This window comes from Devosia sp. ZB163 (assembly GCF_028613635.1).
Taxonomy (GTDB): Bacteria; Pseudomonadota; Alphaproteobacteria; order Rhizobiales; family Devosiaceae; genus Devosia_A.
In genome coordinates this window covers 1,043,446-1,060,336 of the sequence record NZ_JAQRMY010000002.1, presented here as the reverse complement: position 1 = coordinate 1,060,336, position 16,891 = coordinate 1,043,446, and the positions used below count along the sequence as shown (strand labels likewise).

Here is a 16,891-nt window from a genome sequence, read left to right as displayed (position 1 = left end):
ATGGGCAAGCCGAAAACCCAGCGGTCGCTCAAGGACAACGAGGCAAAGGCGGTACTCCGCATGCTTCGCACCTCGGGCCAGAAGCTCAACCTCGTGGCCTCGATGATCCGCGGCAAGAAGGTCGACAAGGCCCTGGCCGAGCTCGAGTTCTCGCGCAAGCGTGTCGCCGGTCCGGTGAAGAAGACGCTCGAGAGCGCCATCGCCAACGCCGAGAACAACCACGGCCTGGACCCGGACAGCCTGATCGTTGCCGAAGCCTATGTGGGCGACGGCCTGATCATGAAGCGGTTCATGGCCCGCGGTCGTGGCCACGCGGCTCGCCTGGAGCACACGTTCTCGAACCTCACCATTGTGGTTCGCCAAGTTGAGGAGACCGCATAATGGGTCAGAAGATCAACCCGATCGGTCTGCGCCTCGGCATCAACCGCACCTGGGACTCGCGTTGGTACGCCAACAAGGGTGAGTACGGTAACCTGCTGCAGGAAGACCTGAAGATCCGTGAGACGCTGCTCGAAGACCTCAAGCAGGCCGCGGTGTCCAAGATCGTCATCGAGCGTCCGCACCGCAAGTGCCGCGTGTCGATCCACACTGCCCGTCCGGGCATCGTGATCGGCAAGAAGGGCGCTGACATCGACAAGATCCGCGCCAAGGTGAAGAAGTTCACCGACAGCGAAGTGCACATCAACATCGTTGAAGTGCGCAAGCCGGAGACCGATGCGAACCTCGTCGCCCAGGGCATTGCCCAGCAGCTCGAGCGTCGCGTGGCGTTCCGCCGTGCGATGAAGCGTGCAGTGCAGACGGCGATCCGCATGGGCGCCGGCGGCATCCGCGTGAACGTTGGTGGCCGTCTCGGCGGCGCCGACATCGCTCGTACCGAGTGGTACCGCGAAGGTCGCGTTCCGCTGCACACGCTGCGTGCCGATATCGACTACGGCACTGCCGAAGCCCGTACGACCTACGGCATCATCGGCATCAAGGTGTGGGTGTTCAAGGGCGAAGTGCTCGAGCACGATCCGTCGGCGCATGAGCGCCGTGCAACGGAAGCCGCGCCGAGCGAAGGCCAGCGCCGCGAGCGCGGGGACCGTGACGATCGTGGCGATCGTCCGAGCCGTCGCGATCGCGAAAGCGCGAACTGAGAAGGCATAGACAGAAATGCTGCAGCCAAAACGTACCAAGTTCCGCAAGGCGCATAAGGGCCGCATCCATGGCAATGCCAAGGGTGGCACGGAGCTGGCTTTCGGTCAGTTCGGCCTGAAGTCCCAGGAGCCCGAGCGCGTCACTGCTCGTCAGATCGAGGCGGCCCGCCGCGCGATCACCCGCGAGATGAAGCGCGCCGGCCGCGTCTGGATCCGCGTCTTCCCGGACCTGCCGGTTTCGAAGAAGCCGACCGAAGTTCGTATGGGTAAGGGCAAGGGCTCGGTTGAGTTCTGGGCCGCCCGTGTGAAGCCGGGCCGCATCCTGTTCGAAATCGACGGCGTCCCCGAGGACGTTGCCAAGGAAGCCCTGCGCCTCGGCGCCATGAAGCTTCCGGTCACCACGCGGGTCGTCACCCGCATCGCGGATTGATAGCCATGGCAGCCAAGAAGAAATCCGAGGCCAAGATCGGCGAAACCGCCGACCTGCGCGCCAAGACCCCCGACGAGCTGAAGGATCAGCTCCTGGGGCTGAAGAAAGAGCAGTTCAACCTGCGGTTCCAGCGCGCTACCCAGCAGCTGGAGAAGCCCGCCCGGGTGCGTGAGGTCCGCCGCGAAATCGCGCGGGTCAAGACCATCCTCGGCGAGAAGGCCGTGGCGAAGTAAGGAGACCGAGATGCCCAAGCGCGTACTGCAGGGGACCGTGGTCTCCGACACGAACGACAAGACTGTGGTGGTGCGGGTCGACCGTGCGTTCACCCACCCGGTGATGAAGAAGACCGTGCGCCGGTCCAAGAAGTACCACGCCCATGACGAAGCCAATGTGGCCAAGGTCGGGGATGTCGTCTGGATCGAAGAGTCGGCGCCGATTTCGAAAAACAAGCGCTGGGTCCTCAAGCCCTCGGCGTAACCGGAATTTAGGGCTCGCCGTGTGGGCAGACCCCGAAACTGAAGAAGGCATCAAGCCATGATCCAGATGCAGTCCAATCTCGATGTCGCCGATAATTCCGGCGCGCGTCGTGTCATGTGCATCAAGGTACTCGGCGGTTCGCACCGCAAGTACGCCTCGGTGGGCGATATCATTGTTGTCTCGGTCAAGGACGCGATCCCGCGTGGCCGCGTCAAGAAGGGCCAGGTGATGAAGGCCGTCGTTGTGCGCACCGCATTCCCGGTTCGCCGCGCCGATGGCACCGTCATCCGCTTCGACCGCAACGCCGCCGTCCTGATCAATAACCAGGCCGAGCCGATCGGTACCCGTATCTTCGGGCCAGTTCCGCGCGAGCTGCGTTCGAAGAACCACATGAAGATCATTTCGCTTGCGCCGGAGGTGCTGTGATGTCTGCCAAGATCAAGAAGGGCGATCGCGTCGTCGTTCTGGCCGGCAAGGACAAGGGCAAGACCGGTCAGGTTCTGCAGGTCATTCCGACCGAGACCCGCGCCGTGGTCCAGGGCCTGAACCTCGTTCGTCGCCACACCAAGCAGACTGCTAGCCAGGATGCGGGCATCTTCACCAAGGAAGCCCCGATTCACCTGAGCAACCTGGCGGTCGCCGACAAGGACGGCAAGCCGACCCGCGTCGGGTTCAAGATCAACGATGACGGCACCAAGGTGCGCGTCGCCAAGTCGACCGGAGACACGATCGATGGCTGATACCATCTATATTCCGCGTCTCCGTACGCAGTACGACGAGACGATCAAGCCGGAGCTCATCAAGGAGTTCGGCTACAAGAACGTCATGCAGGCCCCCAAGCTCGACAAGATCGTGCTGAACATGGGTGTCGGCGAGGCCGTGAACGACTCCAAGAAGGTGAAGGCTGCTGCGGGCGATCTCGAGAGGATCTCCGGCCAGAAGCCCGTCATCACCTATGCCCGCAAGTCGATCGCCGGCTTCAAGGTGCGCGAGAACATGCCGCTCGGCGTGAAGGTCACGCTGCGCAAGGCTCGTATGTACGAGTTCATGGACCGCCTGGTGAACATCGCGCTGCCGCGCGTTCGTGACTTCCGCGGGCTGAACCCGAATTCTTTCGATGGTCGCGGCAACTACGCCATGGGCATCAAAGAGCACATCATCTTCCCCGAGATCAATTTCGATCAGATCGATCAGACCTGGGGCATGGATATCATCGTGTGCACGACGGCCCGCACGGACGACGAAGCCCGGGCGCTGCTCAAGGCTTTCAATTTCCCCTTCCGGCAGTAACGGAAGAGACGAGGTAGGACATGGCAAAGACCAGCTCCATCGAGAAGAACAACAAGCGCAAGCGCCTTTCCAAGCAGCTCGCTCCCAAGCGTGCGAAGCTCAAGGCAATTGTCATGAATCAGAGCGTGTCGCTCGAGGAGCGCTTCTCGGCGCAGCTCAAGCTCGCCGCGCTGCCGCGCAATTCGGCTGAGAACCGCGTTCACAACCGTTGCGAAGTCAGCGGCCGTCCTCGCGGCTACTACCGCAAGCTCAAGTTGAGCCGTATCGCACTGCGCCAGCTGGGTAGCCTCGGGCTCATCCCGGGCCTGGTCAAGTCGAGCTGGTAAGGAGAAGGCGACATGAGCTTTTCTGATCCCATCGGCGATATGCTGACCCGTATCCGCAACGCGCAGCTTCGCCGGCGCGATGTGGTGACCACTCCCGCGTCCACCCTGCGTGGCCGTGTGCTCGACGTGCTGAAGTCGGAAGGCTTCATCCGCGGGTACTCGGAGTCGCACATGGACAACGGCGTGCTTCAGTACGACATCGAGCTGAAGTACTCCGACAACCAGCCGGTTATCCGGACGATCGAGCGTGTCTCGCGTCCCGGCCGCCGCGTCTATGCGTCGGTGAAGAATATCCCGTCCGTCGCGAACGGTCTCGGTGTGTCGATCCTGTCGACCCCGAAGGGCGTGATGGCCGACCACGAAGCTAAAGCCCAGAACCTGGGTGGCGAGGTACTCTGCCGCGTCTTCTAAGGCTAACGCCTTGAAGCCGTCGGTGTGACGATTACTCCGAAGGAAGTTAGAACAGAATGTCCCGTACAGGCAAAAAGCCGATCGCACCGGTCAGTGGCGTTACCGTCACGATCGCCGATCGCACGGTCACCGCGAAGGGACCGAAGGGCGAGCAGTCGCTGACGCTCATGGATATCGTGAACGCCAAGCAGACCGATGACGGTATCGTCATCGAGCCCATCGATGACAGCAAGGAAGCCCGCGCTGCCTGGGGGACGACCCGCGCGTTGATCAACAATCTCGTGGTCGGCGTGAAGGACGGGTTCGAGCGGAAGCTGGCGATCCAGGGCGTGGGTTACCGCGCTGCCATGCAGGGCAAGGATCTGAAGCTCTCGCTCGGTTTCAGCCACGACGTGGTGTTCGAGACCCCCGCGGGTATCACCATTGCGACCCCGACCCAGACGGAAGTCGTCGTCACCGGGATCGACAAGCAGCAGGTTGGCCAGGTTGCCGCTGACATTCGCGGCTGGCGTCCGCCGGAGCCCTACAAGGGCAAGGGTGTGCGCTATGTGGGCGAGTTCATCGCCCGCAAAGAAGGCAAGAAGAAGTAAGGAAGCGCCAGATGCAGACCAAGCTCAAAGGTGCGGATCGCCGCAAGGCCCGCGTCCGCAAGGCGCTCAAGGCCAACTCCAGTGGCCAGCCGCGCCTGTCCGTGCACCGCACCGACAAGAACATTTATGCGCAGATCATCGACGATGCTTCGGGCCGTACGCTCGCGGCGGCTTCGACGATCGACAAGGATGTGAAGGCCAAGCTCAAGAGCGGCTCGACTGCGGAGGCTGCGGCCACCGTCGGCAAGCTGATCGCCGAGCGCGGTGTTGCTGCCAAGGTTGGCGAGGTCGTGTTCGACCGTGGCGCCTACCTCTATCACGGCAGGGTGAAGGCCCTTGCCGAGGCGGCCCGCGAAGGCGGCCTGAAGTTCTGATCCGGCGACAAAGGAAATTTCGATGAGAGACGTTCAAGAGCGCGAAAGCGAATTCGTCGACCGGCTGGTTCACATCAACCGCGTCGCCAAGGTTGTGAAGGGTGGCCGTCGCTTCGGCTTCGCCGCCCTGGTCGTGGTTGGTGATCAGAAGGGCCGCGTTGGCTTCGGTCATGGCAAGGCGCGTGAAGTGCCTGAGGCCATCCGCAAGGCCACCGAGCAGGCCAAGCGCCAGATGATCCGCGTTCCGCTGCGCGAAGCCCGTACGCTGCACCACGATGTGGTCGGCCACCACGGCGCCGGCAAGGTCATCCTGCGTGCAGCTGTCCCCGGCACCGGCATCATCGCCGGCGGCCCGATGCGCGCTGTGTTCGAGACCCTCGGGGTCAACGACATCGTGGCGAAGTCGCAGGGCACCGCCAATCCCTACAACATGGTCCGGGCCACCTTCGATGCGCTGAAGCGCGTTGATAGCCCGCGCTCGGTCGCCGCCCGCCGTGGCCTGAAGGTCTCCGACCTGCAGGCTCGCCGTGGCGAGACCGTCGAAGCCTGATTAGGGCTTGGGAGTTAGTACTATGGCCGACAAGACCGTCACCATCGAGCAGATCGCCAGCCCGACGCGCCGTCCGCAGGACCAGCGCGCCACCCTCATCGGTTTGGGGCTGAACAAGATCCGCAAGCAGTCGACCCTCAAGGACACCCCCGAGGTCCGCGGCATGATCCGTAAGATCCCGCACCTCGTGCGCGTCGTCGACGCCAAATAAGGACGAGAACAATGACTCGTTTGAACGAACTCCGGGACAACCCGGGCGCCAACAAGAAGCGCGTACGCGTCGGTCGTGGTATCGGCTCGGGCGTCGGCAAGACCGGCGGCCGTGGCGGCAAGGGCCAGACGGCGCGCTCCGGCGTTGCCATCAACGGCTTCGAAGGCGGCCAGATGCCCCTTCACATGCGTATGCCGAAGCGCGGCTTCAACGTTCCCAATCCCAAGAAGTGGAACCAGCTGCGTATCGATCGTATCCAGGCCTACATCGACAGCGGCAAGCTGGACATCAAGGGCGTGGTCGATGCGGCGGCGCTCGTGCAGGCCGGTGTGATCCGTCGCGAGCTCGACGGCGTCCGCCTGATCGGCAGCTCGGGTTTCACTGCCAAGAAGGTGACCTTCAAGGTTGCTCACGCGACCAAGGGTGCGCTTGCTGCTATTGAAGCAGCCGGTGGCAAGGTCGATATGCCTCAGGCAGAAGTGAAGGCTGACGCCTAAGAGCGCCTGGCCCCATTCTAAAGGGAGCGACTATGGCGTCCGCAGCCGAACAGCTGGCCAGAAATCTCAACTTCGGGACCTTCGCGAAAGCGAAGGCCCTCCAGCAGCGCATCTGGTTCACGCTGGGTGCGCTTCTCGTTTATCGGCTCGGGACTTACATCCCGGTGCCGGGCATCGATCCTGATGCCTATGCGCAGACGTTCCAGAATGCCTCGCAGGGCATTTTCGGGATGTTCGACATGTTTGCCGGCGGTGCCGTGCAGCGCATGGCGATCTTTGCGCTCAACCTCATCCCGTACATTACCGCCTCGATCGTGGTGCAGGTCATCACGACGGCGTCCCCACGCCTCGAAGCCCTCCGCAAGGAAGGCGAGAGCGGGCGCCGCAAGCTGAACCAGTACACGCGTTATCTCGCGGTGCTGTTCTGTGCGGTCCAGGCCTACGGCATTGCGATCGGTCTCGAGAGCAGCCAGGGCGTGGTGATCAATCCGGGCTGGTTCTTCCGTGTCTCGACCGTGATCACGCTCGTGGGCGGTACGATGTTCCTGATGTGGCTGGGTGAGCAGATCACCTCGCGCGGCATCGGTAACGGCATCTCGCTGATCATCTTCGCCGGTATCGTGGCGAACCTGCCGGCAACGATCGTCCAGACCCTGGAACTGACCCGTACGGGTGGTATTGCCGGCTTCTGGAGCATCCTGCTGCCGTTGATCGCCATCCTGGTGATCGCAGTGATCGTGTTCTTCGAGCGGGCCCAGCGACGGCTTCTGATCCAGTATCCGAAGCGCCAGGTGGGCAACAAGATGTTCCAGGGCGACACGTCGCACCTGCCGCTCAAGCTCAACACCGCGGGCGTTATCCCGGTGATCTTCGGTTCTTCGCTCCTGCTGCTGCCGGCGACCATTGCGTCGTTTGCCAGCCAGGGCGATGCGCCCCAGTGGCTGCAGGTGACCGCAGCGCTGCTCGGCCGTGGCCAGCCGCTCTACCTGATCCTGTTCGCCGTCCTGATCATCTTCTTCGCGTTCTTCTACACCTCGATCGTCTTCAACCCGACCGATACCGCGGACAATCTGAAGCGCTCCGGCGGCTTCATCCCGGGCATCCGTCCGGGCGAGCGGACGGCCCAGTACATCGACTATGTGCTGACCCGCATCACGGTGATCGGCGCGCTCTACCTCACGGTCGTCGCGCTTATTCCGGAGCTGATCCACAGCCAGTTGAACGTCAGCCAGTTCATCGGCGGCACTTCGCTGCTGATTATCGTGACTGTCACCCTCGATACCGTGACGCAGATCCAGAGCCATCTGATCGCGCAGCAGTACGAGGGTCTGGTGAAGCGTTCGCGGCTTGGGAGCAAGCGTAAATGAGGTTGATTCTGCTTGGGCCCCCGGGGGCGGGGAAGGGTACCCAGGCGAAGGTGCTGATCGACAGCTACGGTATTCCGCAGCTGTCGACCGGAGACATCCTTCGCTCCGCGATTGCGGCGAAGACCCCGATGGGCCTGGCGGCCAAGGAGATCATGGATCGTGGCGACCTCGTCTCTGACGAGATCGTGAACGGGATCGTCTCCGAACGCCTGGACCAGGAAGACTGCAAGGCCGGTTTCGTGCTGGACGGCTTCCCGCGGACCATTCCGCAGGCCGAGGCGCTCGACGAGATGCTGACCGACAAGGGGATGCAGCTCGACGCCGTGGTCGAGATCACGGCCGAGCCCGACATCCTGGTGCAGCGCATTGCCAAGCGTGCCAAGGAATCGGGGGTTGCCCGTGGCGACGACAATGAGGAAGTGCTGCGTAACCGCCTCAACGTCTATCGCGAACAGACCGCACCGCTGGTCGAGTACTACCGTGGCAAGAGCATTCTGAAGACTGTCGACGGCATGCAGCCGGTCGAGGAAGTCACGGCGGCCATCCGCCGGTCGCTGCATAACTAGTATGACCGGGGCAGGGCCCTCGGCAGTTGACTCTGCCGGGCCATGTCCTTATGAACCGCGCCAGTCTCATGGATTATTGGGCTGGATTCGGTTCCTCGCAGAGTGAGGGGTCGGACTCCGGTCCCTTGTCGTTATCAAACGGGTGGCTTCGGCCGCCGACTAAAGGAGAGCGGACGTGGCTCGTATTGCTGGCGTCAATATCCCGACCAATAAGCGCGTTGTCATCGCGCTTCAGTACATCCACGGCATCGGTCCGAAGTTCGCCCAGGACATCACCGAGAAGGTGGGGATCCCGACTGAGCGTCGCGTGAATGATCTGACTGACGCCGAGGTCATCCAGATCCGTGAGGCGATCGACCGCGACTACGTCGTGGAGGGTGACCTCCGCCGTAACGTCGCCATGAACATCAAGCGGCTGATGGACCTCGGTAACTACCGTGGCCTTCGTCACCGCAAGGGTTTGCCGGTCCGTGGCCAGCGCACCCACACCAATGCCCGCACCCGCAAGGGTCCGGCCAAGCCGATCGCCGGCAAGAAGAAGTAACTGGGGTTGCGGAGTACCTCTCCGCCATCCCGATGTAGCTGCTGGAACTACGGCAGCGTCGATATCGAACTGAGGAAGCAAATTGGCAAAAGCTGAAGTCGCGCGCGTCCGTCGTAAGGAGCGCAAGAACATTACCAATGGTGTGGCGCACGTGAATGCGTCGTTCAACAACACCATGGTCACCATCACCGACGTGCAGGGTAACACGATCTCCTGGTCGTCCTCGGGCGTGATGGGTTTCAAGGGTTCGCGCAAGTCGACCCCTTATGCCGCCCAGGTTGCGGCGGAAGACGCGGCCAAGAAGGCCCAGGAACACGGCATGAAGACCCTCGAGGTCGAGGTCCGTGGTCCCGGTTCGGGTCGCGAGTCGGCGCTTCGTGCGCTGCAGGCTGCTGGCTTCAACGTCACCAGCATCCGCGATGTCACCTCGATCCCGCACAACGGTTGCCGGCCGCGCAAGCGCCGCCGCGTCTGATTTGTCACGGTAGATCTCCCGGCGCGCGCTCTCGCGCCGGGATAGGACATCGCTTTGGACAGGCGGTTAGGCGGACCGCCCATTTGAAAGGACAATACCGTGACCATCCAGCGGAACTGGCAGGAACTGATCAAGCCGACCAAACTGGACATCGTTTCGGACAGCGGTAACGTACGCATCGCCTCGGTTGTGGCTGAGCCGCTCGAGCGCGGCTACGGCCTTACCCTGGGCAATGCGCTGCGTCGTGTTCTGCTTTCCTCGCTTCAGGGTGCGGCTGTCACTGCCATCCAGATCGACGGCATCCTGCACGAGTTCTCGTCTCTGCCGGGCGTGCGCGAGGACATTACCGACCTCGTGCTGAACGTCAAGGAGATCGCCCTGAAGATGGGCGGCGAGGGCCCGAAGCGGCTGACGCTGACCAAGCAGGGCCCGGCGGCCGTTACCGCCGGCGACATCAAGGTTTCCGGCGATATCGAAGTGCTGAACCCCGAGCTGGTGATCTGCCACCTCGACGACGGCGCCGAGATCAACATCGAGTTCACGGTCAACACCGGCAAGGGTTACGTCCCGGCCGTGAAGAACCGTCCGGACGACGCTCCGATCGGCTACATCCCGGTCGACGCGCTCTTCTCGCCCGTCCGCCGCGTCTCCTACAAGGTTGATGCGACGCGTGCCGGCGAGAGCCTCGACAAGGACAAGCTGACGCTGACCGTCGAAACCAACGGCGCGATCTCGCCGGATGACGCCGTGGCCTACGCCGCGCGTATCCTGCAGGATCAGCTGTCGGTGTTCGTCAACTTCGAAGAGCCCACCAAGGAGAAGGGGCCGGAAGCTGTTCCGGAGCTCGCCTTCAACCCGGCGCTGCTCAAGAAGGTCGACGAGCTCGAGCTGTCGGTCCGTTCGGCGAACTGCCTGAAGAACGACAACATCGTCTACATCGGCGATCTGATCCAGAAGACCGAAGCCGAGATGCTGCGTACGCCGAACTTCGGCCGCAAGTCGCTCAACGAGATCAAGGAAGTGCTCGCCCAGATGGGCCTGCACCTCGGGATGGACGTGCCGAACTGGCCGCCTGAGAACATCGACGATCTGGCCAAGCGCTACGAAGATCATTATTAAGCCGGCCAACACAGCCGCTAACCGCCCGTCGTGAGACGCCCGGGCCTTAGGGAGTAACAAAATGCGCCACGGTAACGCGAACCGTAAGCTCAACCGGACCTCGGCCCATCGCAAGGCCATGTTCGCCAACATGTCTGCCTCGCTGATCAAGCACGAGCAGATCGTGACCACCTTGCCCAAGGCCAAGGAACTGCGTCCGATCGTCGAGAAGCTGATCACGCTGGGCAAGCGCGGCGACCTGCATGCCCGCCGCCAGGCGATCGCTCAGATGCGCGACGAGACGCAGGTGCAGAAGCTCTTCGGCGTTCTCGGCCCGCGCTACAAGGAGCGTCAGGGTGGGTACATCCGCATCCTGAAGGCTGGCTTCCGCTACGGCGACAATGCCCCGCTCGCGGTGATCGAGTTCGTCGATCGCGACGTCGATGCCAAGGGTCTGGATTCCGGCCCGGTGAACGTCGAGCAGGACGAAGCCGCCGCGGCATAAGCCGGTGGTCTAGGTCACAGAGTTAGAAGGCGGTCCGGAATTCCGGGCCGCCTTTTTCGTTTGACCGCGGAACTTAAGGTCTGCGGTAATGGGACACTCGTCTTGGGGAGAGTGACATGACTGAGCAGGGCCTTATCCTTGTCACCGGCGCGACCGGGTTCGTGGGCAAGTGGACGATCCTCGAACTGCTGCGGAAGGGCTACCGGGTGCGGGGAACCGTGCGGTCGCTGGCTCGTGCGGGGGAAGTCACCGCGCCGCTCGGGGAGAACCTGGGGCAGGGGCCTCTCGCCAACCTCGAACTCGTCGAGGCCGACCTGCTGGATGACAAGGGCTGGGCAGAGGCCATGCGCGGCGTCTCCACGGTGATGCACGTGGCGACGGTTATTCGCGCCGATGAGCCTAAGGACCAGGATGTCGTTGTTCGGCCGGCGCTTGAAGGCACGACGCGGGTGTTCCGGTTCGCCAACCAGGCGGGCATCAAGCGAATCATCATGACATCGTCGATTGCGACGGTCGGCTACGGTCACGGGCAGACGAGCGGCCGGCGGGTCTATGACGAGACCTACTTCACCAACCTCGACAACATGCGGTGGACCTGGGCCTATTGCGTGGGCAAGACCAAGGCCGAGCAGTTCTCCTGGGCCTTTGCCAAGGACCACGGCATCGAGCTGACGACGATCCATCCGGGCGCGATCATCGGGCCGGCGCTCGACACGCATGCCAGCATCTCGCTCAGGATGGTGTCGGGTCTGCTGGACGGTTCGACGCCGGCCATGCCCTCCAACGGCTTCTCGATCATCGACGTGCGCGATGTTGCTGCGCTGCATGTGGCGGCGCTCGAGAACCCGGAGACGGTGGGGCAGCGCTACCTGGCGACTGCCGAGTATGTGCCGTTCCCGGAGATCGGCAAGATTCTGCGCACCGCGCACCCGGACTGGCACGTCACCGAGAAGCACGTGCCCGACTGGATCATCAAGCTGATCGCCCGGTTCGGCGGGCCGGCCCGCCAGATCATCAACGACATCGGCAACGAGAAGGTCTTCGATGGTTCCAAGGGCGAAAAGCTGCTAGGGCGGAAGTTCATCCCGGCCAAGGACGCCATCCTTGCTACTGCTGATAGCGTCATCAAGCTGGGGCTGATCAAGCAGAAGACCACCTGACGTGCCCGAAAACCAACTCGTCGACGAACTCCGCGCTGCCGTCGGGCGGCGCTATCTCCTGACAGGCAGCAAGAGCACCGAGCGTTACCGGCGGGGTTTCCGCTCGGGCGAGGGTGACGCAGTGGCGGTCGCCAAGCCCGGCACGCTGCTGGAGCTCTGGCGCGTGCTTGAGGCAACGGTACGGCACGACGCCATCGTCATCATGCAGGCCGCCAACACCGGCCTTACCGAGGGCTCGACGCCCAGCGGCCACTACGATCGGCCTGTCGTTGTCGTGAACACTCTGCGGCTCTCGGGCATCCAGTTGCTGGATGGGGGCAAACAGATTGTCAGTTTCCCGGGCGGTACGCTGGACCGTCTGGAGCGCCTCCTGAAGCCCCTTGGCCGGCTGCCCCATTCGGTGATCGGCTCATCCTGCCTCGGCGCCTCGATCGTAGGCGGCGTCTGCAACAATTCCGGCGGCTCGCTGGTGCAGCGGGGGCCAGCCTATACAGAGCTCTCGCTCTTTGCCCAGATCGGCGCCGACGGCCAGCTCGAGCTCGTCAATCACCTCGGTATCGATCTCGGCACCACACCGGAAGAGATCCTGGATCGGCTGCAGTCGGGCAGCTACGCCCCGGAGGACGTCCGGCACAATGTGGGCCTCGCGTCGGACAGCGAGTACGCCCAGCGCGTGCGGCAGGTCGATGAGCCTACCGCGGCGCGGTTCAATGCCGATCCACGGCGCCTGCACGAGGCGGCGGGGTGTGGGGGCAAGCTTGCAGTCTTTGCCGTACGGCTCGATACGTTCGAGAAGGCCGGCGCCGAGCAGGTGTTCTACATAGGTACCAACGACGTGGCGGTGCTGACTCAGCTGCGGCGCGAGTTGTTGGCGCTCGAGTCGCTTCCCGTCGCCGGCGAGTACATGCACCGCGACATGTTCGATGTGGCCCGCCGCTACGGCAAGGATACGTTCCTCGTCATCCAGCGGTTCGGCACCGACGTGATGCCGACCTTCTTCAACATGAAGGGCAGGGCGGATGCGACGCTCAACAAGCTGCCCCTCTTGCCTCAACAGTTCAGCGACCGGGTGTTGCAGGGCCTGAGCCGGTTCTTTCCGGAGCATCTGCCCAAGCGAATGCTCGAGTATCGCGACCGCTACGAGCACCATTTGATGCTCCGCATGTCGGGGGACGGCATCGCCGAGGCGGAGAGCCTGCTCGAGCGGCTGTTTGCGACGGCCGAGGGCGGTTACTTCCGCTGCACGCCCAGGGAAGGGGCACAGGCCTTCCTCCACCGCTTCGCCGCTGCGGGTGCGGCGATCCGCTATAGCCTGCTGCACGAGAAGGACACCGGAGGCCTGCTGGCGCTCGACATTGCGCTACGGCGCAACGATCCCGACTGGTACGAGCACCTGCCGGCCGAGATCGACGACAAGCTGGCGCTCAAGCTCTACTACGGGCACTTCCTCTGCCACGTGCTGCACCAGGACTACGTGCTCAAGAAAGGTGCCGACGCGCATGCGGTGAAGCATGCGATGCTGGAGCAGCTCGACCGGCGCGGCGCCCAGTACCCGGCCGAGCACAATGTCGGGCATGTCTACGAGGCCAAGGCCGAACAGCGCGATTTCTACCGCTCGCTCGACCCGACCAACAGCTTCAACCCCGGTATCGGCGGCGACACCAAGCACCGGCACTATGCCGGCGAGCCGGAGCATACTCACTGACGCCTATCGGCTGAAGTTCCAGGCCTCGTAGAGGCTGCTCAGTTCGCTCATGGATGCGAGTTCGACCATGGGCAGCCCGGCGGCCCGCAGCACGTCGCGGTCGCGGCTGTGCTTGGGTGGCTGGGCAACGAGTATCCAGTGCAGCATCCGGAAGTTGATGCGGTCGATGTTGCCCTCGAGCTGCCCGGCGCGTCGACCTTTCTCGAACAGCGTGCGGCGGAAGTAGCGCAGCGCGCCGCGGACCGGCTCGCTGCCCAAGTAGATGACGCCGGTGGCCCTGGCGAGCCGGGGCGGGAACAGGCTCGTGTAGTTGCCTTCGATGATCCAGCCTTCGCCGGCGACAGCGTCGGCGTGGGCCTGCTGGAACTCCTCGGCCGGCCTTACTTCCCAATTGGTGTTCGGCTTGTGGCGCAGAAGGTCGAGATGCACGGCCGGCACATCCAGCTTGCGCGCCAGCGCGACCGCAAGGGTGGATTTGCCGGAATTGGAGGGGCCGCTGATTACGATGCGGTCGCCCAGAGCGGCGAGCGGCAGGATGGACATGGACTTTCTCGTGAAATCAATCCCCGCACCCGGGGCGAGCCTTATACTGCACTCACCTCATCGATGCGAGGTGCCGACGGGGCACTGCGTTGAGGGTTCGGGCCAGGGGGAGGCCGCCCCCCCTGGGGTCAGCCGGTTCCTGCATCGCTTCGTGGTGCCGGAGGGCCAAAAGACCGTTCGCAATGGGCGGGGCGACAGTCCCACCTTCTAGATTTGGCGGACTACCGCCACGGGACGAAGTCCCGCCCATGCCGCATTCTCCTGAAGGCGGCGAGACAGGTGATCAACCCGATGGCTCCGGTCATTCGGGCGCTTCTGCACATCCCTGTCGCCTCGCCGGGCAGGCTGAGCTAGACCAGTAGCAAACGGGAGGACAGCATGTCGAAGGTCGTGATCATTGGCGGCAGCGGCCACGTGGGGACCTATCTGGTGCCACGGCTGGTCGATGCCGGCCACCAGGTCGTCAATGTGACCCGGGGGCGACACAAGCCCTATCGTCCGCACAGAGCGTGGGATCGTGTAGAAACGGTGCTGATCGATCGCGACGCCGCCGAGCACGAGGGGACGTTTGGCTCCACCGTCGCGGGGCTGGGTGGCGATATCGTCATCGACATGATCAGCTTCGTGCTGCCGCGCACCCAGCATCTGGTCGAAGCGCTGCGCGGCCGCGTCCAGCATTTCCTCCATTGCGGAACGATCTGGGTCTACGGGCACAACGCTGCGGTGCCGGCGACCGAAGACCAGCCGCTCAACCCGTTCGGCGAGTACGGGATACAGAAGGCGGCAATGGAGACCTGGTTACTGGACCAGGCGAGCCGCACGGGTTTTCCCGCGACCCTGTTTCGCCCGGGGCACATCGTCGGCCCGGGCTGGGATCCGCTCAATCCGGCCGGACATTTCAACTCCGAGGTCTTCTCGCGGATCGCGCGTGGTGAGGAGCTGACGCTGCCGAACTTCGGACTCGAGACGGTCCATCACGTGCATGCGGACGACATCGCGGGGCTGATCATGGCGATCATCGCCAACCGGTCGGCCTCGGTTGGCGAGACCTTCAACGCCGTCTCGCCGCAGGCGGTGAACCTGCGGGGCTATGCCGAGGCGATGTACCGCTGGTTCGGGCATGAGCCGAAACTGCGCTACCTGCCGTTCGACGAGTGGCGCACGCATCAGGTGCCCGAGGAGGCTGAAGCGACGTGGGAACACATCGTGCGAAGCCCCAGCCACTCCATGGAGAAGGCAAAGCGCCTGCTCGGCTTCACTCCGCGCTACTCGTCGCTCGAGGCGGTGCAAGAGGCCGTGACCTGGTTGATCGCCAATGGTCGCGTGCAAGGTCCGCAAGACTAGTGAAATCGGCTCATGGCACACCATCGTCATCACGAGGTATGCCCATGACCCACAGCTACGAAGACCGCATCAACCGCGTCACCGCCTACATCTACGATCACCTCGATGAGCCGCTCGATCTCGAGCGCCTCGCCGACGTCGCCGCCATGTCGCCGTGGCATTGGCACCGCGTCTATTCGGCGATGCGCGGCGAGACCGTTGCCGCTGCAGTCCGCCGCCTCCGGCTGATGCGCGCGGCCAACGAGCTGGCCAACACCGATGCGCCGGTCGAGGCCATCGCGAAGCGTTCCGGCTACGACAATCTGCAGTCGTTCACACGTATCTTCGCCGACGCCTATGGCATGCCGCCGGCGCGATATCGCCGAGAAGGCAGCCACACCGTGTTCAACCCGGCGCGAAACGGCGCCCCGACCCCACACTATGCGGTGGAGGTCCGGCATCTGCCGGCGATGACCATCGCCACCGAGCCGCATGTCGGCGACTACATGAACATCGGCATGGCCTTCGATCAGCTGTTCGGCCGCCTCGCCACGGCTGGGTTGATCGACCAGAATACCCGCATGTTCGGGGTCTACGGCGACGATCCGAGTGCTGTGCCGGTGGACGAACTCCGCTCGGCCGCGGCCGCCACGTTGAGTTCGCCGCCCCCGGGCCTGCCGGTCACCACGACCCGCGCCGGCGACTACGCCGTGCTGCGCCACAAGGGCCCGTACCCCGACATGCTCGCCGAGTACAACTGGATGTTCGGCACCTGGCTGCCGCAGTCCGGCCGCGACATCGCCGATGCCCCGGTGCTGGAGGAATACCTGAACAGTCCGCGCGACACGGCGCCGTCGGAATTGCTCACCGTTCTCTACCTGCCGCTGGTGTGATCATGGCCAAGTCTTGGACCGAGAAGCTCAACGCACCAGCCGAACCGGTAGTGAAGCCGGCTCCCATCAGCATCGCCGGCATGCGTGCCGGCCAGATCACGCTGGTCCCTACCGCGCGGATGATTGCCGACTTCATGTCGTCGATCCCGCCTGGCCAGACCGTCGACACCAAGGCTATGCGGCGCGCATTGGCGGAGCGCCACGATGCCGAGGTCACCTGTCCGATCTATACCGGCTACCACCTGCGAACTGTCGCTGAAGCCGCTCTTGAAGCCCACGCAGCGGGCCTGCCAAGTGAAGCCATCACCCCGTTCTGGCGTGTGCTCGACGAGGATAGCCCCACTACAAGCCGCCTTCCCGACGGCGTCGCCTTCGTTGCGGCGCGACGGGCTGCCGAGCGTTGAGGGCATTCGGCACAGC

At 63.6% G+C, this 16,891-nt stretch carries 27 protein-coding genes; 26 read left to right on the top strand and 1 reads right to left on the bottom strand.

Going from position 1 to position 16,891, the window contains the following annotated elements; all coding sequences use genetic code 11:
- The 23 genes from rplV to dld all read left to right on the top strand — a co-directional run bounded on the left by rplV (position 1) and on the right by dld (position 13,712).
- Positions 1 to 381, top strand: a complete 381-nt coding sequence (gene rplV / locus PRN20_RS13525) for a 50S ribosomal protein L22 (RefSeq protein WP_273957932.1) — start codon at positions 1 to 3, stop codon at positions 379 to 381.
- The gene (gene rpsC / locus PRN20_RS13520; RefSeq protein WP_273957931.1) at positions 381 to 1,136 is read left to right on the top strand and encodes a 30S ribosomal protein S3; all 756 of its coding nucleotides are present in this window, start codon (positions 381 to 383) and stop codon (positions 1,134 to 1,136) included. The genes rplV and rpsC overlap by 1 nt, the downstream gene beginning before the upstream one ends.
- Before the next feature lie 16 nt (positions 1,137 to 1,152).
- Positions 1,153 to 1,566 carry a 50S ribosomal protein L16 gene (gene rplP, locus PRN20_RS13515; RefSeq protein WP_273957930.1) on the top strand — a complete coding sequence of 138 codons (414 nt, stop codon included), beginning with the start codon at positions 1,153 to 1,155 and terminating at the stop codon, positions 1,564 to 1,566.
- 5 nt (positions 1,567 to 1,571) lie between these two features.
- Positions 1,572 to 1,799: a 50S ribosomal protein L29 gene (gene rpmC / locus PRN20_RS13510; protein WP_273957929.1), complete on the top strand. Its 228-nt coding sequence runs from the start codon at positions 1,572 to 1,574 to the stop codon at positions 1,797 to 1,799.
- Positions 1,800 to 1,809: 10 nt separating this feature from the next.
- Complete coding sequence (gene rpsQ, locus PRN20_RS13505; protein ID WP_055877908.1) at positions 1,810 to 2,043, top strand: 30S ribosomal protein S17; 234 nt, start codon at positions 1,810 to 1,812, stop codon at positions 2,041 to 2,043.
- A 57-nt stretch (positions 2,044 to 2,100) separates the two neighbouring features.
- A complete protein-coding gene (rplN, locus tag PRN20_RS13500) occupies positions 2,101 to 2,469 on the top strand; it encodes a 50S ribosomal protein L14 (protein WP_055877905.1) in 369 nt (122 codons plus the stop codon).
- Complete coding sequence (gene rplX / locus PRN20_RS13495) at positions 2,469 to 2,783, top strand: 50S ribosomal protein L24 (RefSeq protein WP_273957928.1); 315 nt, start codon at positions 2,469 to 2,471, stop codon at positions 2,781 to 2,783. The genes rplN and rplX overlap by 1 nt, the downstream gene beginning before the upstream one ends.
- Positions 2,776 to 3,333 (top strand): 50S ribosomal protein L5, encoded by a 558-nt coding sequence (rplE, locus tag PRN20_RS13490; protein ID WP_273957927.1) that lies wholly within the window; start codon positions 2,776 to 2,778, stop codon positions 3,331 to 3,333. The genes rplX and rplE overlap by 8 nt, the downstream gene beginning before the upstream one ends.
- 20 nt (positions 3,334 to 3,353) lie before the next feature.
- On the top strand, positions 3,354 to 3,659 hold the full coding sequence (gene rpsN / locus PRN20_RS13485) for a 30S ribosomal protein S14 (RefSeq protein ID WP_273957926.1): 306 nt from the start codon (positions 3,354 to 3,356) through the stop codon (positions 3,657 to 3,659).
- A 12-nt stretch (positions 3,660 to 3,671) separates the two neighbouring features.
- Positions 3,672 to 4,070 carry a 30S ribosomal protein S8 gene (gene rpsH, locus PRN20_RS13480; protein ID WP_273957925.1) on the top strand — a complete coding sequence of 133 codons (399 nt, stop codon included), beginning with the start codon at positions 3,672 to 3,674 and terminating at the stop codon, positions 4,068 to 4,070.
- Between the two features lie 56 nt (positions 4,071 to 4,126).
- Positions 4,127 to 4,660: a 50S ribosomal protein L6 gene (gene rplF / locus PRN20_RS13475; protein WP_273957924.1), complete on the top strand. Its 534-nt coding sequence runs from the start codon at positions 4,127 to 4,129 to the stop codon at positions 4,658 to 4,660.
- 11 nt (positions 4,661 to 4,671) lie between these two features.
- Entirely contained in the window at positions 4,672 to 5,034 is a 363-nt protein-coding gene (rplR, locus tag PRN20_RS13470; protein WP_273957923.1) for a 50S ribosomal protein L18, read from the top strand.
- A 22-nt stretch (positions 5,035 to 5,056) separates the two neighbouring features.
- Positions 5,057 to 5,584, top strand: coding sequence for a 30S ribosomal protein S5 (gene rpsE / locus PRN20_RS13465; protein WP_273957922.1), 528 nt, complete (start codon positions 5,057 to 5,059; stop codon positions 5,582 to 5,584).
- Between the two features lie 22 nt (positions 5,585 to 5,606).
- Positions 5,607 to 5,795, top strand: a complete 189-nt coding sequence (rpmD, locus tag PRN20_RS13460) for a 50S ribosomal protein L30 (protein WP_055877885.1) — start codon at positions 5,607 to 5,609, stop codon at positions 5,793 to 5,795.
- 11 nt (positions 5,796 to 5,806) lie between these two features.
- Entirely contained in the window at positions 5,807 to 6,292 is a 486-nt protein-coding gene (gene rplO, locus PRN20_RS13455) for a 50S ribosomal protein L15 (protein WP_273957919.1), read from the top strand.
- A gap of 32 nt (positions 6,293 to 6,324) precedes the next feature.
- Positions 6,325 to 7,659, top strand: coding sequence for a preprotein translocase subunit SecY (secY, locus tag PRN20_RS13450; RefSeq protein WP_273957918.1), 1,335 nt, complete (start codon positions 6,325 to 6,327; stop codon positions 7,657 to 7,659).
- Entirely contained in the window at positions 7,656 to 8,225 is a 570-nt protein-coding gene (locus PRN20_RS13445) for an adenylate kinase (protein ID WP_273957917.1), read from the top strand. The genes secY and PRN20_RS13445 overlap by 4 nt, the downstream gene beginning before the upstream one ends.
- Before the next feature lie 175 nt (positions 8,226 to 8,400).
- Positions 8,401 to 8,769, top strand: a complete 369-nt coding sequence (gene rpsM / locus PRN20_RS13440) for a 30S ribosomal protein S13 (RefSeq protein ID WP_273957916.1) — start codon at positions 8,401 to 8,403, stop codon at positions 8,767 to 8,769.
- A gap of 82 nt (positions 8,770 to 8,851) precedes the next feature.
- Positions 8,852 to 9,244: a 30S ribosomal protein S11 gene (gene rpsK / locus PRN20_RS13435; protein WP_055049094.1), complete on the top strand. Its 393-nt coding sequence runs from the start codon at positions 8,852 to 8,854 to the stop codon at positions 9,242 to 9,244.
- A 99-nt stretch (positions 9,245 to 9,343) separates the two neighbouring features.
- Positions 9,344 to 10,363: a DNA-directed RNA polymerase subunit alpha gene (locus PRN20_RS13430; protein ID WP_273957914.1), complete on the top strand. Its 1,020-nt coding sequence runs from the start codon at positions 9,344 to 9,346 to the stop codon at positions 10,361 to 10,363.
- Positions 10,364 to 10,424: 61 nt separating this feature from the next.
- Complete coding sequence (gene rplQ, locus PRN20_RS13425; protein WP_273957913.1) at positions 10,425 to 10,847, top strand: 50S ribosomal protein L17; 423 nt, start codon at positions 10,425 to 10,427, stop codon at positions 10,845 to 10,847.
- A gap of 116 nt (positions 10,848 to 10,963) precedes the next feature.
- A complete protein-coding gene (locus PRN20_RS13420; protein ID WP_273957912.1) occupies positions 10,964 to 12,007 on the top strand; it encodes an NAD-dependent epimerase/dehydratase family protein in 1,044 nt (347 codons plus the stop codon).
- Position 12,008: 1 nt separating this feature from the next.
- A complete protein-coding gene (gene dld, locus PRN20_RS13415) occupies positions 12,009 to 13,712 on the top strand; it encodes a D-lactate dehydrogenase (RefSeq protein ID WP_273957911.1) in 1,704 nt (567 codons plus the stop codon).
- 3 nt (positions 13,713 to 13,715) lie between these two features.
- Here dld and PRN20_RS13410 read toward each other — a convergent pair whose 3' ends face one another.
- Positions 13,716 to 14,255, bottom strand: coding sequence for an AAA family ATPase (locus tag PRN20_RS13410; RefSeq protein ID WP_273957910.1), 540 nt, complete (start codon positions 14,253 to 14,255; stop codon positions 13,716 to 13,718).
- Between the two features lie 378 nt (positions 14,256 to 14,633).
- On the opposite strand from PRN20_RS13410, the gene PRN20_RS13405 reads away from it, so the two are divergent.
- Genes PRN20_RS13405 through PRN20_RS13395 form a run of 3 tightly spaced genes read left to right on the top strand, consistent with a single transcriptional unit; the run spans position 14,634 to position 16,875 of the window.
- Positions 14,634 to 15,599, top strand: coding sequence for an NAD-dependent epimerase/dehydratase family protein (locus PRN20_RS13405; protein WP_273957908.1), 966 nt, complete (start codon positions 14,634 to 14,636; stop codon positions 15,597 to 15,599).
- 44 nt (positions 15,600 to 15,643) lie between these two features.
- Positions 15,644 to 16,471: an AraC family transcriptional regulator gene (locus PRN20_RS13400; protein WP_273957907.1), complete on the top strand. Its 828-nt coding sequence runs from the start codon at positions 15,644 to 15,646 to the stop codon at positions 16,469 to 16,471.
- A 2-nt stretch (positions 16,472 to 16,473) separates the two neighbouring features.
- Complete coding sequence (locus PRN20_RS13395; protein WP_273957905.1) at positions 16,474 to 16,875, top strand: hypothetical protein; 402 nt, start codon at positions 16,474 to 16,476, stop codon at positions 16,873 to 16,875.
- Positions 16,876 to 16,891 lie beyond the last annotated feature (16 nt).